13 protein-coding genes are annotated in these 14,264 nt (G+C 40.0%); 11 read left to right on the top strand and 2 right to left on the bottom strand.

From position 1 onward, the window contains the following. Positions 1-36: 36 nt before the first annotated feature. Entirely contained in the window at positions 37-3,567 is a 3,531-nt protein-coding gene (nifJ, locus tag HPE63_RS12850; protein ID WP_188314669.1) for a pyruvate:ferredoxin (flavodoxin) oxidoreductase, read from the bottom strand. Between the two features lie 375 nt (positions 3,568-3,942). Continuing rightward, on the bottom strand, positions 3,943-4,293 hold the full coding sequence (locus HPE63_RS12845) for a 4Fe-4S binding protein (RefSeq protein WP_188314668.1): 351 nt from the start codon (positions 4,291-4,293) through the stop codon (positions 3,943-3,945). A 153-nt stretch (positions 4,294-4,446) separates the two neighbouring features. On the opposite strand from HPE63_RS12845, the gene HPE63_RS12840 reads away from it, so the two are divergent. From HPE63_RS12840 to nuoL, 11 genes are read left to right on the top strand one after another with little or no spacing between them, the layout of a single operon-like run. After that, positions 4,447-6,303, top strand: coding sequence for a 2-oxoacid:acceptor oxidoreductase subunit alpha (locus HPE63_RS12840; RefSeq protein WP_188314667.1), 1,857 nt, complete (start codon positions 4,447-4,449; stop codon positions 6,301-6,303). Positions 6,304-6,305: 2 nt separating this feature from the next. Continuing rightward, positions 6,306-7,316, top strand: a complete 1,011-nt coding sequence (locus HPE63_RS12835; RefSeq protein ID WP_188314666.1) for a 2-oxoacid:ferredoxin oxidoreductase subunit beta — start codon at positions 6,306-6,308, stop codon at positions 7,314-7,316. Positions 7,317-7,341: 25 nt separating this feature from the next. Then, a complete protein-coding gene (locus tag HPE63_RS12830) occupies positions 7,342-7,692 on the top strand; it encodes an NADH-quinone oxidoreductase subunit A (RefSeq protein ID WP_188314665.1) in 351 nt (116 codons plus the stop codon). Continuing rightward, positions 7,683-8,240, top strand: a complete 558-nt coding sequence (locus HPE63_RS12825; protein ID WP_188314664.1) for an NADH-quinone oxidoreductase subunit B — start codon at positions 7,683-7,685, stop codon at positions 8,238-8,240. The genes HPE63_RS12830 and HPE63_RS12825 overlap by 10 nt, the downstream gene beginning before the upstream one ends. A 10-nt stretch (positions 8,241-8,250) precedes the next feature. Further along, positions 8,251-8,811 (top strand): NADH-quinone oxidoreductase subunit C, encoded by a 561-nt coding sequence (locus HPE63_RS18520; RefSeq protein ID WP_223198148.1) that lies wholly within the window; start codon positions 8,251-8,253, stop codon positions 8,809-8,811. 6 nt (positions 8,812-8,817) lie between these two features. Then, positions 8,818-9,939: an NADH-quinone oxidoreductase subunit D gene (locus HPE63_RS12820; RefSeq protein ID WP_223198147.1), complete on the top strand. Its 1,122-nt coding sequence runs from the start codon at positions 8,818-8,820 to the stop codon at positions 9,937-9,939. 4 nt (positions 9,940-9,943) lie between these two features. Next, positions 9,944-11,008, top strand: a complete 1,065-nt coding sequence (gene nuoH, locus HPE63_RS12815; RefSeq protein ID WP_188314663.1) for an NADH-quinone oxidoreductase subunit NuoH — start codon at positions 9,944-9,946, stop codon at positions 11,006-11,008. A gap of 4 nt (positions 11,009-11,012) precedes the next feature. Then, positions 11,013-11,489: a 4Fe-4S binding protein gene (locus HPE63_RS12810; RefSeq protein ID WP_188314662.1), complete on the top strand. Its 477-nt coding sequence runs from the start codon at positions 11,013-11,015 to the stop codon at positions 11,487-11,489. Between the two features lie 4 nt (positions 11,490-11,493). After that, on the top strand, positions 11,494-12,018 hold the full coding sequence (locus HPE63_RS12805; RefSeq protein ID WP_188314661.1) for an NADH-quinone oxidoreductase subunit J family protein: 525 nt from the start codon (positions 11,494-11,496) through the stop codon (positions 12,016-12,018). Further along, positions 12,015-12,332 (top strand): NADH-quinone oxidoreductase subunit NuoK, encoded by a 318-nt coding sequence (gene nuoK / locus HPE63_RS12800; RefSeq protein ID WP_188314660.1) that lies wholly within the window; start codon positions 12,015-12,017, stop codon positions 12,330-12,332. The genes HPE63_RS12805 and nuoK overlap by 4 nt, the downstream gene beginning before the upstream one ends. An 11-nt stretch (positions 12,333-12,343) precedes the next feature. After that, positions 12,344-14,263: an NADH-quinone oxidoreductase subunit L gene (gene nuoL, locus HPE63_RS12795; protein WP_188314659.1), complete on the top strand. Its 1,920-nt coding sequence runs from the start codon at positions 12,344-12,346 to the stop codon at positions 14,261-14,263. Position 14,264: the final 1 nt, after the last annotated feature.

The raw sequence follows: 14,264 nt of genomic DNA, 5'->3' as shown, positions 1-14,264 counted from the left end.
GTCAACTATTAAAGTACTTCTACTTTTTAAGATAAATTACATATCCCTGTAAATTTCCAATTTTTCCCATCTAGAGTCAACTTCCTCTTGTGCTTGTTTAAGAAGTTGCGCTCCTAATTCAGCATTATCCTTAACGACCCTAGAGAAACGGGTTTCCTTATACATAAAGTCCTCAAGAGGTGCAGCTGGTGCTTTAGAGTCCAATTTAAACTTCTTACCTTTTGGTTTCGAAGGATCGAATCTAAATAATGGCCAATATCCTGTTTCCACCGCTTTTTCTTGATGAAGGGCCCCATCCCTCAAATTGTAACCATGGTCACCACAATGTGAATAAGCAATGATCAATGAAGGCCCGTCATAAGCTTCTGCCTCTTCAATCGCTTTAAGTGTTTGCAAATCCTTGGCTCCAATAGCTACTTGGGCAACATATACATTTTCATAAGAAACAGCCTGTAACGCCAAACTCTTCTTACTGGTACGCTTACCGGAGACAGCGAATTTAGCACTTGCGCCTAAGGGTGTCGCTTTAGACATTTGTCCACCCGTATTCGAGTAAATCTCTGTATCCAACACCATAATGTTGATATTTTCCCCAGATGCCAATACGTGGTCAACACCACCAAAACCAATATCATAGGCCCAACCATCACCACCAAGTATCCACACGGATTTCTTACGTAAATATTCGGTTAGTTGTGATAGTTTTTTAGCTTCTGGTTTATCTATTGAAGCTAATATAGGTTTAAGCTTATCAAGATTGGCGAAGTTTTCTTCTTTCTGAGCTTCCGTTTTTTCCGGGTTGTTCAAAATAGCTTCTACCAATTCTTTTCCTACTTCTTTTTCCAATCCTTTTAATAGGTTAGTCGCAATTTCTTGTTTTTTAGAAAGTGCCAATTTCATACCAAGACCATATTCGGCATTGTCTTCAAATAATGAATTTGCCCAAGCCGGTCCTCTACCAAATTTATTGGTTTTATAAGGTGTTGTTGGTAAATTGCCCCCATAAATAGATGAACAACCTGTTGCATTGGCAATCAAAATACTGTCTCCGTATAATTGGGTCAATAATTTGATATATGGTGTCTCACCACAACCTTGGCAGGCCCCAGAGAACTCGAATAACGGTTCAAGGAATTGAGAACCTTTTACGTTGGTTATCTGTAATTCCGTTCTGTTATAATCTGGTAGTTCTATAAAGTAATCCCAGTTTGGATCCTCAACGGTCTCAACCTCAAGTTTATTATGCATGTTGATGGCCTTGAAGTTGGGGTCTTCTTTACTAATTGCAGGGCAAACAGCGACACAAAGATCACAACCGGTACAATCTTGTGGGGATACTTGCAACACATAGGATTCTTCCTTGTCATTAAACGGTCTTCCTTTTGCAGGAACCGATTTTAATGTTGATGGGGCTCCTACCATTTCTTCATTGGAAACCACTTTGGCCCTAATGGCGGCATGTGGGCAAATTACCACGCACTTATTACATTGTGTACATATGTCTTCACCATCCCATACCGGGACCTTATTGGCAATACCGCGTTTTTCAAACTGGGTAGTACCTGTTGGGAAAGTCCCATCAACGGGGAAAGCACTCACTGGGAGTTCATCTCCTTTTCCTGCCAATATTTTTCCTAATACCTCTTTTACAAATGGATCGGCATCCCCTGTCATCATTGGCTTAAATTCAGCATCACTGGTAATCTGTTTAGGATAATCCACTTTTTGGAGATTTTCCAATGATTTATCAACTGCCTTGAAATTCATTTTAACGATCTTTTCCCCTTTATGGGAATATGATTTTACAATGGCATCCTTGATTTTCTTAATCGCTTCTTCCTTAGGAAGTACTCCGGAAATTGCAAAGAAGCACGTTTGTAAGACGGTATTGGTACGCTTGCCCAAATTGGCTTCTTGAGCCACTTTGGTGGCGTCAATCACGAAAAATTCCACATCATTTTCAACAATCTCTTCCTGCATTTTTTTAGGAAGTATTTCCCAAACATCATTTTTAGCAAAAGGCGAGTTCAATAAGAAAGTACCACCCTTTTTAATGTTCTTCAGGATATCATATTTTTCAATGAAATTAAACTTATGACATGCTATAAAGTCTGCTTTATGAATTAAATAGGTAGAATATATGGGAGCAGGACCAAATCGCAAATGCGAAACTGTTTGGGAACCTGCTTTTTTGGAATCATAAACAAAATAACCTTGTACATAGTTATCCGTAGTTTCTCCAATAATCTTTATGGAATTCTTGTTAGCGCCTACCGTACCATCAGATCCTAATCCATAAAACATACAGTTAAAAGTAGTTTTGACGGTCTGTAATCTTTCCCCAATTTCCAGACTTCTAAAAGAGACATCATCATTGATACCAACGGTAAAGTGGTTCAACGGCTTTTTCTTATCCAGCTCGTCATAAACCGCTTTAACCATGGCAGGATCAAATTCTTTGGATGATAATCCGTAGCGTCCTCCGATAATTTGCGGCATGGTTCTTTCGCTTTCCATGAAAGCCGTTACCACATCTTGGTAAAGAGGCTCCCCAACGCTACCTGGTTCTTTTGTCCTATCCAAAACCGCAACTTTCTGAACGGTTTTTGGTAAGGCATCGACAAAATGGTTTATTGAGAATGGTCTGAACAGGCGGACAATAATTGCCCCGACTTTTTCGCCATTTTTAACCATGGTATCAACAGCTTCCATAACGGGACCTTGTCCTGAACCCATAATTACGATAACTTTTTCAGCTTCAGGATGACCTACATAATAGAACAAACTATATTTTCTTCCTGTGTGTTTGTAAAATTCTTCCATTGTCTTTTCAACAATCCCAGGAACCTTATCATAATAAAGGTTGGCCGCTTCCCTTGCTTGGAAAAATACATCCGGATTTTGGGAAGTACCTCTAATTACAGGGTTGTCTGGATCCAATGATCTTTTCTTATGAGCCATTATTTCATCTTCTGGCATCATGTCTTTTATAATGTCATCAGAAATACCATCGATTTTGGAAATCTCATGGGAGGTTCTAAATCCATCAAAAATATTCATGAAAGGTATTCTTGATTTTAAGGTCGCTACTTGGGAAATTAACGCAAAATCTTGAGCTTCCTGTACAGAACCGCCAAACAACATGGAGAATCCCGTTTGTCTTGCTGCCATAACATCAGAATGATCACCAAAAATGGATAATGCATGGGTTGCTATTGTTCTTGCCGCAACATGAATAACCGATGGCAATAACTCTCCCGCCATTTTGTACATGTTAGGAATCATTAACAATAAACCTTGGGAAGCTGTAAATGTAGTGGTTAAAGCACCGGCCTGAAGCGAGCCATGAACGGCTCCAGCAGCACCACCTTCACTTTGCATTTCAACTATCCTGGGAACATTGTCCCATATGTTCTTCTGTCCTTTGGAACTATACACATCAACATGCTCGCCCATGGGCGAAGCAGGGGTAATCGGATAAATGGCACAAACTTCATTGGTTTTGTGTGCCACTCTGGCAACGGCTTCATTAGCGTCACAAATTAACTTTTTGGATTTTTTTTCCATGATGATTTTCGCTTGTTTTAGATACCTATGCAAATTGGGAAAAAGAACCCTAACACGATTAACAGTAACGTATTGCCGAGGTATCGGTTTTAAATTTGCATAAAATTAAGTAGAGTTGAACGGGCAGACTATGACATTTGTCAGGTATTCATCGTTCTAAAATCGAATTAATGGCAGCAATGAAAATAAAGTAAAAATCAGTGGTTTTTAAAATGCCATCATAGGAGAAGCCCACCTTTTGATAAGGTATAAAAATACCCCTTCATAGATGAGGAAAAAGGAAAAAGATCTGAATTCTTGTAAAAAGAAAGAGAGGGGTATCTACAATGATTGAAAATACCCCGTTTTTAAATGATTATGGTAGAACGCTTTGTATTATTCCCCGTGTAACCAAGCTTTTTTAGCTAGTAAGGTCTCTTCGGACTCTACATGGTTCTCATCAGGAACACAACAGTCAACAGGACATACTGCAGCGCATTGTGGTTCATCATGGAATCCTTTACACTCGGTACACTTGTCTGTAACAATAAAATAGAATTCATCTGAAACAGGGTCATTTTCCGCATCAGCGTCAACTTCCCTACCGTCAAGTGTTGTTACCATACCGCTTAAAGCGGTTTCATCGGAATAGGACCATTCTTGGTCTGGTTCATAAATCGCATTGTTGGGACATTCAGAAACACAAGCATCACAATTTATGCATTCATCTGTTATTATTATAGCCATTTTGCTTAATTTTATTTAGAGAACGAAATTAATGTAATGTACATTACCTTTAAATGATAAATGTCATATTTCGAAACCTAAGGTAGATTTATTTTAGCGCCTAAATTTACCAAAATAATTAGTATAATTCATATAAAAATAAAATCAATCCATATGATTGCAGCCACAGAGAAGAAAAAGCAAGAAGTTTTAGAAGCCGTAGTCATCCGTTTTGTCGGTGATTCTGGAGACGGCATGCAATTGACAGGTACCCAGTTCTCTGATACTTCAGCTATGTTTGGCAATGATGTTGCCACATTTCCAAATTATCCAGCGGAAATTAGGGCACCCCAAGGAAGTTTATATGGTGTTTCAGGATTCCAAGTACATATAGGTAGTGTTGAAATCAGCACACCGGGTGACAATGTCGATCTATTGGTGGCCATGAACCCCGCTGGTTTAAAAACCAATCTACATGCCCTAAAGCCAGGCCACACTGTAATTGTCGACACGGATTCCTTTACCAAAAAGAATTTGGAAAAAGCCCTTTACGAAACTAATCCTTTAGAAGATGGGAGTCTGGAAAACTATAGGGTCATTGAGGTGGCCATGAGTTCTTTGACCAAAGAGACCTTAAAGGATGTTGAAGGGTTAGACAATAAAAGCATAACCCGAAGCAAGAATATGTTCGCCTTGGGTATGGTCTACTGGATGTATGATCGTTCGACAGAGTATACCGTCGACTTTTTCAACAAAAAATTCAAGAACAAACCTGAAATTATCGAGGCCAACACCAAAGTATTGAACGCTGGCTTCTATTTTGCAGAAACTTTGGAGTTGATTCCTAATGCCTATACCATTGCACCGGCTAAAATGGCACCGGGCACTTATAGAATCCTGATGGGGAACCAAGCCACGGCTTGGGGCTTTTTGGCCGCTGCAGAGAAATCAGGATTGGAATTGTTCTTGGGGTCATACCCCATTACACCTGCCTCCGATATATTACATGAATTGGTGAAACATAAACACTTTGGGGTTAAAACATTGCAGGCCGAAGATGAAATTGCAGGCATAAGCTCTGCTATCGGAGCTGCATTTGCCGGTGATTTGGCCATAACCACAACATCAGGTCCTGGGTTGGCCTTAAAAGGTGAAGCCCTCGGATTGGCCATGATGATCGAATTGCCATTGGTCATAGTAGATGTACAACGTGGTGGACCTTCTACTGGATTACCTACAAAAACAGAACAATCAGATCTTTTGCAGGCCATGTACGGTAGAAATGGCGAAAGCCCGATCATAGTCATCGCCGCCAGCACCCCTGCCAATTGTTTCGAGTATGCCTATATAGCGGCAAAATTGACTTTGGAGCATATGACACCCGTACTCTTGTTGACCGATGGGTATATCGCCAATGGATCGGCACCATGGAAAATAAAATCCGTAGCCAGCATGCCCGAAATAAAGAATACAATTGTCAAAGAGGCGAAAGCAGATTGGCATCCATATGATCGCGATAAGGATAGTTTAGCAAGAAATTGGGCTATTCCCGGCTCCCCGGGCTTGGAGCATAGGGTCGGGGGATTGGAAAAAGACCGAATTTCGGGCAATGTGTCGTACGTACCCGAAAATCACGAATACATGACGAAAATAAGGGCCGAAAAAGTAAAAAGGGTACAAAACTATATCCCGGAAATTATACCTGAATTTACCTCGGAAGGTGATTTATTGGTTATTGGATGGGGCGGCACCTATGGTAGTTTGCATTCCGCGGTTAAGGAATTAAATGATGAAGGATATGATACTATCGGATTCGCACATTTTAATTACATTAACCCCTTACCGAAAAATACCGAAGAAGTACTTAAAAAGTTCAAGAAAATCATTGTCTGTGAATTGAACAGCGGTCAATTCGTCAAGGTATTGAAAATCAATTATGACGGATACGATTTTCTACAATTCAATAAAATTCAAGGACTGCCTTTCGCGAACAATGAATTGGTAGAAAAGTTTAAATCTTTAGTGAAATAAATATGGAAGCAGCAGTAAAAGAGTATACATACAAGGATTTTGCAAGTGATCAAGAAGTCAGATGGTGTCCAGGATGTGACGACTATGTAATTCTTCGATCGATGCAAAAGGCACTTCCCGAAATGGGTGTCAAAAAAGAAGATGTAGTATTTATTTCAGGGATAGGGTGTTCCTCTAGATTTCCGTATTATATGGATACCTACGGTATGCACAGTATTCATGGCAGGGCTCCGGCCATAGCGTCTGGTGTAAAACTGGCCAATCCCAACTTAAGCGTTTGGGTCATTACGGGTGATGGGGACTCCATGGCCATTGGCGGCAATCATTTTATTCATGTGCTGCGTAGAAATATCAACCTGAACATTGTACTGTTCAATAATGAAATATATGGTCTTACAAAAGGCCAATTTTCCCCTACTTCCTTGGTGGGTCAAAAGACGAAGTCTTCTCCCTATGGAAATACACAACCCCCCTTCTCGGCAGGTGAGTTGGCTATAGGGGCAAAAGCTCGATTTTTCGGAAGAATATCAGGGAATACCCCAAAGGAAATGACACAGATCTTCATCGATGCCGAAAAGTTCAAAGGCACCTCGCTCATCGAAGTCTTGCAAAATTGCCCTATCTTTAATGATGGGGCCTATGACAAGTATACTGACAAAGCCGTTCGTGAAGACCGAATGCTTTTCGTTGAAGATGGTAAACCTATGATATTCGGCAAGGAACGTAACAAAGGTTTGGTGCTTAACGGATTGAAATTGGAAGTTGTCACCTTGGGCGAAAACGGAATTACCGAAGAAGATATATTGGTACACAATGCCAAGGAAGAAGACCCGACCTTACATCAAATGTTGGTACGTTTGGAATTTCCAATGGTCACCGGTATTATCAGAAGTTTTGATGACGTTACCTTGGAAGAAAGGGAGGACGCTCTTACGGCCCAGGTAAAAGCAGATTCGAATTTCAAGAAAACCGATGATTTGTTTTTTTCAGGGGATATTTATAATGTATTTTAATATTTAAGCAGATAGAAATAAAAATATGGGTTCTGAAGCTATTATTGTATTTTTAATTGCTGGAATTGTTTTGGTGGCGGGAGCTAACTTTTTGTCCAATTTAATTTCCCATAAATCCGACAACCCGCAAAAAAGGGAACCCTATGAAAGTGGAATGACGACCATTGGGCCCACATGGGTGCAATTCAAGGTCGGCTACTATTTATTTGCCATTCTATTTTTGATATTTGATGTTGAAGTGGCCTTTCTTATACCGTGGGCAGTGGTTTTTAAGGATTTTGGGGCCATAGCCTTTATCGAGGTTCTCATCTTTCTAGTGATTTTAGGATTGGGGTTAATGTATGCATGGAAGAAAGGAGCTTTAAAATGGGAATAGACAAACCTGAAATACCAGATGATTTTCCTGGAAAAGTTATTCCGGCAGGGAACGGTGCCAATGTTATCGTGACCTCTTTGGATAAGATCATCAATTGGGGACGTTCCAATTCACTTTGGTCCTTATATTTTGGAACGAGTTGTTGTGCTATAGAAATGATGCAGACCGGGGCAGCAAGGCATGATTATTCCAGATTTGGTTTCGAAGTTGCACGGCCCTCTCCAAGACAGGCCGATTTAATAATTATTGCCGGCACCATTGTCAATAAAATGGCACCGGTTCTACGTCGTTTGTACGATCAAATGGCAGAGCCTAGATATGTGATTGCGATGGGGGCATGCGCCATTTCAGGAGGACCATTTTTTTATAATACGTATTCAGTAGTAAAAGGGGCAGACCATGTTATTCCTGTGGATGTTTATGTCCCAGGGTGTCCTCCTCGACCAGAAGCCTTATTGGAAGGCATGTTAATGCTACAAGATAAAATAAGAACTGAGAGTTTAAAGCAAAAAAAGAACCCTATTGATGGGTTCGATGAAGGACTCTAAACCAACTGATATGACCAACCAAAAATTACAGGAATTAATCGGTAGCTGGTTTCCAAATCCAGAGGCAAAATCGATTCCAGATGTAATCGTAGAGGATGTCATTGAAGAAGGTTCGGACAAAAAACCAACGGCTGAAACGATAATTAACCCAAGTCTTTTGGAATTTAGTGAAGAAGGTTCCCAATTCCTGAACATTTTTGTTCAACCCGAACAGCTTCATACCTTAATGTCCGAGTTAAAAAAGAATAAAGAAACATATTTCGATTATCTTTTCTGTCTGTCAGGGGTGGATTGGGGCACTGAATTAGGAGTAGTATATCATTTGGAATCAACCACCTTCAGACATACCGTGGTTGTAAAAGTCAAAACCGCCGATAGGGAGAATCCGACATTCGATTCTGTTTACGATATATGGGCCACGGCTGAATTCCATGAACGGGAGGTATTTGATTTTTTTGGGATAAAATTCAATAATCACCCGAATCTAAAACGGCTTTTTCTTACCGAGGAATGGGAAGGATTCCCTTTAAGAAAGGATTATGTAGATGAAATAAATATGGTTATCAAATAAATGACCATGGATACAACCACCATAGAAACCAACTTTAGATCTGAGGAATATTTCATTAATATGGGGCCTCAGCATCCTGCGACCCATGGGGTTCTACGTCTTTTGTTGACCATAGATGGTGAAATCATAAAGAAAGTAGAGCCTGATCTGGGTTACATTCATCGTTCTATTGAAAAAATGTGTGAACGCGATACTTATCAGCAAATCGTTCACCTTACCGATCGTATGGATTATCTCTCTTCGAACATTAATAACGAGGCAGTCTGTCTAACCGTTGAAAATGCCCTCGAATTGGAAGTCCCAGACCGCGTAAAAGTGATTAGAACTATCATTGGAGAACTAACGAGGATTTCTTCCCACTGTTTATGGTGGGGGGTAATGGGAATGGACGTCGGTGCGTTGACCACCTATTTTTATGGATTTAGGGATCGGGAATTGATAAACGATATTTTTGAGGAAACCTGTGGTGCCCGTTTAACGATGAACTATAACGTTCCTGGAGGTTTAATGTTCGATATCCATCCGAATTTTGTTAAACGTACAAAAGATTTCATAGCTCACTTTAAAACCAAACTCCCCGAATACGATAAGTTATTGACCCATAATGTCATTTTTCAAAAAAGGACAAAAGGGATTGGTATATTGACAAAGGAAGATGCGATTTCTTTTGGAGCCTCCGGACCTGTTGGCCGAGCTTCAGGCTATTCTTGTGACGTACGGAAACACCATCCGTATAGTGCCTTGGACAAAGTGAAGTTCCAAGAAGCGCTCAAAACCGAGGGGGATACCTATGCACGTTATTTGGTACGGATTCAGGAAATGTGGGAATCATTATCAATCATAGAACAACTCATAGATAACATTCCCGAAGGTGAATACCGTGTGGCCACCAATGCAGTTATAAAATTACCCAAGGGAGAATTTTACCAAAGAGTGGAAACAGCAAGGGGTGAATTAGGGGTTTATATAATCAGTGATGGTGTAAAAAGTCCGTATCGTTTAAAATTCCGCTCCCCTGGATTTTCAAATTTATCGTTACTAAATCATATCGCAGTAGGGGGTAAAATAGGGGATTTGGTAGCCACCATGGCAACATTGGATCTTGTAATCCCTGACATTGACAGATAATACAATGATAAGAGCATTAAGTATAACAAGAAGTATCCACGATTGGCTTTACAGTTCAATGTCCGAAAATATGGCCTATTTTATTGAAATGGTCTTGATTGCAATCGTCTATCTCGCCATCTTTGCCGTAGCTGGATTGTTTTTGGTTTTAATAGAAAGAAGGGTTGCTGCTTGGTTCCAGTTGCGTATAGGCCCCAATAGAGTTGGATTTCAAGGATTATTACAAACCATGGCCGATGCTTTGAAATTACTTTCAAAAGAACTTACAGGAACAGAAAAAGCCGATAAGTTCCTATATAATTTAGCGCCTTATTTTGTAATCATCACTGCACTGATGGCCTTAGCTGTTATTCCATTCACCCAAGATTTTCAGGCTTTTGACATTAACATTGGAATACTTTTCCTTATCGCTATTTCTTCAATTGGAGTCATAGGTATTCTTTTAGGCGGATGGAGTAGTAATAACAAATTTGCATTGATAGGTGCGATGCGTAGTGGTGTTCAGACCATCAGTTATGAGCTATCTATCGGGTTATCCTTGCTCACAATGATTTTGATTACTGGCTCACTTCAACTTTCCGAAATTGTTGAAGTTCAGAAAAGTGGATGGTTGATCGTACAAGGACATATCCCAGCGATTATCGCCTTTATGATCTATATGATTGCTGGTACGGCCGAAACAAACAGGGCGCCATTTGATATGGCGGAAGCCGAATCGGAATTGGGTGCTGGTTTCCATACCGAATACTCAGGAATGAAGTTCGCCTATTTCTTTTTGGCCGAATTTATAAATATGTTCATCATTGCGGCCATAGCAACCACAGTATTTTTTGGAGCGTGGTTATCACCTTTTGGCATCACCGAGTCAATCCCAATTTTAGGTGTATTCTGGTTTTTAGCCAAAGCAATGGTGCTCGTATTCTTAATGATGTGGTTCAGGTGGACGTTCCCCAGATTGCGTGTGGATCAACTATTGACGTTGGAATGGAAATACCTGCTCCCGCTTAACCTTATGAATATTGTAATAATGGCCTTGATTGTTTGGCTAAACCTAACAATCCAATTTTAAGCCTATGAGTTATTTTTCAGACATATACAAAGGCATAAAAACACTCCTAACAGGAATGAGTGTTACAGGAAAATACTTTCTTACTTCAAGAAAAGGGGCTATTACACAGCAATACCCTGATAATAGGGCCACATTGAAAATGTTCGACCGTTTTCGAGGAGAGGTCATCATGCCCCATGATGAAGAAAACAGGCACCGTTGTACAGGTTGTCAAAAATGTGAAATTGCGTGTCCAAACGGCACCATAGAAATCATATGGGATAGGGGTATTGATGAGGAGACTGGGAAAAAGAAAAAAAAGATAGACAAATTCGTTTATCATCTCAGTATGTGCACCATGTGTGGACTTTGTATTGATGTCTGCCCTACGGATGCTATTGAATGGGGACAAAATTTCGAAAATTCGGTTTATGATCGTACCGCATTAACTAGAGTTTTAAACAAACCCGGTTCCAAACTGATGCCAGGAGTAGAAGATTAAAAGCATGGAAAGAATAATTTTTTACAGTATTGCACTGATTATGGTTGTTTTTGCAATCGCTTCGGTAACCAGTCGTAAAATGTTACGCTCGGTGATTTATCTGTTATTTGTACTCTGTGGGGTTGCTGGAATCTACTTCCTGATTGACTATAATTTTTTAGCGGCCATTCAATTGACCGTCTATGCAGGCGGCATTATTGTTTTGATCATTTTTTCGGTGTTGTTGGTCCACCATATAGAGATGCAATTGGAAATAGCCAAACTATCCAGACAGATACTCACTGCAGTTGCCTGTATGGTAGGATTAGGCATATTCTTGACGACCATTTATTCCCATGAATTCAATGTTGTGGAAAATTCAAGAACAACTACAACAGCTGATATAGGCTCCAAACTATTGAGTTATGAGGCAGGAGGGTTCATTCTGCCTTTTGAAGTAATCAGTGTTCTTCTGCTGGCGGCAATGATAGGTGCCATCATTATTGCCAAAGGAGCCAAATTAACCGGTAAAAATGATAAAGCCTTATGATTCCAGGAATCAGCATTTACGAAATCCTTACGATAACATCCATTTTGTTTTTCATAGGTGTATATGGATTTATCACCCGAAAAAATTTGATATCAATTTTGATTTCGGTTGAATTGATTTTGAATGCCTCGGTTATCAATTTCGTTATCATCAACAAATATCTATATCCAGATATGTTGCAAGGCGTATTGTTTTCGCTTTTCATTATTGCCGTGGCAGCAGCTGAAACGGCATTGGCAGTTTCAATCATTATCGGTCTTTACAGACAGATAAGTTCTGTTGAGGTCAAGGATGTAGAAACTATGAAATACTAAATTCTTAAAATATGAACTTTAGTTATATCATTCTAATTCCTTTGATTCCTTTAGTGGTTTTTCTACTATTGGGAATATTCAATCAGAGAATAAAACCTGCGGTATCTGGTTATGTGGGAGTATTAGGATTATTGACCTCAACCCTATTGTCTTTTTATACCGCTTATCAGTATTTCTTTGTTTATGGCAAAGCAAATGGGGTATATCAAACTTTTGTGGAAAAAACGGTTTGGATGAATTTCACGGAGACGTTAGCCATTGACATGGGCGTCCTGGTTGATCCCATTTCGGTGATGATGCTCATCGTGGTTTCCATAGTTTCCTTAATGGTGCACATCTACAGCAGAGGCTACATGAAAGGGGATGACGGTTATACTAAATTTTTTGCCTTTCTCTCCTTGTTTTCCTTTTCAATGTACGGTCTGGTTTTAGCAACGAACCTCTTCCAAATCTATATTTTCTGGGAATTGGTGGGTGTATCCTCCTATTTATTGATCGGTTACTACTACACAAAACCATCAGCCGTTTCCGCGGCCAAAAAAGCATTTATTGTGACGCGGTTTGCTGACTTGGGGTTTTTAATAGGAATACTAATTGTTGGCTATTATACAGGAACTTATGATTTTGAGATGTTGAACAATCCCGAAGGAAATGCTATTCTTAACTGGGCATCGACTTCATTTATGGGATTATCTGTATTGACATGGGCATTGATACTCATATTTATTGGTGGAGCTGGTAAATCGGCGATGTTCCCTTTGCATATTTGGTTACCAGATGCCATGGAAGGGCCCACCCCCGTTTCTGCCTTGATCCATGCCGCTACCATGGTGGTCGCCGGTGTATTTTTGGTTGCCCGATTGTTCCCCATGTACTACTTTGTAGAAAACGGATTTGCCCTGAATATTGTTGCCTATGTTGGTGCATTCTCGGCCTTATTTGCGGCTATAATAGCCGTTACCCAAACTGATATTAAACGGGTGTTGGCTTTTTCTACCATGTCCCAATTGGGGTATATGATGCTTGCCTTGGGTGTTTCTGGTTATGACGGCCATGAGGGTCTGGGTTATATGGCTTCGATGTTCCATTTATTTGCCCATGCCATGTTCAAGGCCTTGTTATTCCTATGTGCCGGTTCGGTTATACATGCGGTACATAGTAATTACCTGAAAGATATGGGCGGCTTAAGAAAGTACATGCCTATCACCAATATTACCTTTTTAATTGCTGCCCTGGCGATTGCAGGAGTTCCTCCCTTCGCAGGATTTTTTAGTAAGGATGAAATCTTGGTTGCCGCTTTTGAGCATAACAAACTCATCTATTTTGTAGGAGTGTTCGTCGCTGGTCTTACCGCTTTCTATATGTTCAGGATTTACTTTGGAATATTCTGGGGCAAGGAAACCAAGTATGAACATAAACCACATGAATCCCCAATTTCAATGACTTTTCCTTTAATGGTTTTGGCATTATTAAGTATTGTTGGTGGATTCATTCCCTTCAGCAAATTTGTCACAGCTGACAAAGCAGGTTTCGAAGCCCATTTGAACTATCCACTAGCGGCAGTAGCGGTTGGTGTTGGTTTATTAGGAATTGGTCTTGCTTGGGCTTTCTACAAAAATGAAAATAATCTCGCAGATAAAATGGTCAACTTTTTCGGTCCGTTTTACAAATGGACCAGTGATAAATTCTATTTCGATGAGATTTATCTATTTATAACCAAGAAAATTTTATTCAACCGGGTATCGGCACCTATAGCAAAATTCGATAAGAAATATGTTGATGGCACAATGGTGGGGATTGGCAATAAAACAGTTTGGACCTCAGAAAAGATAAAAAGTTTGCAATCTGGTAAAGTACAGGATTACGCATTCGCATTTATAGCCGGGGTCGTGGTACTAGTATTGGTTTTTATTTATATGTGGACGAACTAAA

The organism is Maribacter arenosus (assembly GCF_014610845.1).
In the GTDB taxonomy this organism is placed as follows: domain Bacteria; phylum Bacteroidota; class Bacteroidia; order Flavobacteriales; family Flavobacteriaceae; genus Maribacter_A; species Maribacter_A arenosus.
Note: the sequence above shows the minus strand (reverse complement) of the source record. Positions and strands in the feature narration are given on the sequence as shown.

Excerpts from the sequence above, each read along its gene's own strand:
- nifJ (WP_188314669.1), bottom strand. The coding sequence starts at position 3,567 with ATGGAAAAAAAATCCAAAAAGTTAATTTGTGACGCTAATGAAGCCGTT.
- HPE63_RS12845 (WP_188314668.1), bottom strand. The coding sequence starts at position 4,293 with ATGGCTATAATAATAACAGATGAATGCATAAATTGTGATGCTTGTGTT.
- HPE63_RS12840 (WP_188314667.1), top strand. The coding sequence starts at position 4,447 with ATGATTGCAGCCACAGAGAAGAAAAAGCAAGAAGTTTTAGAAGCCGTA.
- HPE63_RS12835 (WP_188314666.1), top strand. The coding sequence starts at position 6,306 with ATGGAAGCAGCAGTAAAAGAGTATACATACAAGGATTTTGCAAGTGAT.
- HPE63_RS12830 (WP_188314665.1), top strand. The coding sequence starts at position 7,342 with ATGGGTTCTGAAGCTATTATTGTATTTTTAATTGCTGGAATTGTTTTG.
- HPE63_RS12825 (WP_188314664.1), top strand. The coding sequence starts at position 7,683 with ATGGGAATAGACAAACCTGAAATACCAGATGATTTTCCTGGAAAAGTT.
- HPE63_RS18520 (WP_223198148.1), top strand. The coding sequence starts at position 8,251 with ATGACCAACCAAAAATTACAGGAATTAATCGGTAGCTGGTTTCCAAAT.
- HPE63_RS12820 (WP_223198147.1), top strand. The coding sequence starts at position 8,818 with ATGGATACAACCACCATAGAAACCAACTTTAGATCTGAGGAATATTTC.
- nuoH (WP_188314663.1), top strand. The coding sequence starts at position 9,944 with ATGATAAGAGCATTAAGTATAACAAGAAGTATCCACGATTGGCTTTAC.
- HPE63_RS12810 (WP_188314662.1), top strand. The coding sequence starts at position 11,013 with ATGAGTTATTTTTCAGACATATACAAAGGCATAAAAACACTCCTAACA.
- HPE63_RS12805 (WP_188314661.1), top strand. The coding sequence starts at position 11,494 with ATGGAAAGAATAATTTTTTACAGTATTGCACTGATTATGGTTGTTTTT.
- nuoK (WP_188314660.1), top strand. The coding sequence starts at position 12,015 with ATGATTCCAGGAATCAGCATTTACGAAATCCTTACGATAACATCCATT.
- nuoL (WP_188314659.1), top strand. The coding sequence starts at position 12,344 with ATGAACTTTAGTTATATCATTCTAATTCCTTTGATTCCTTTAGTGGTT.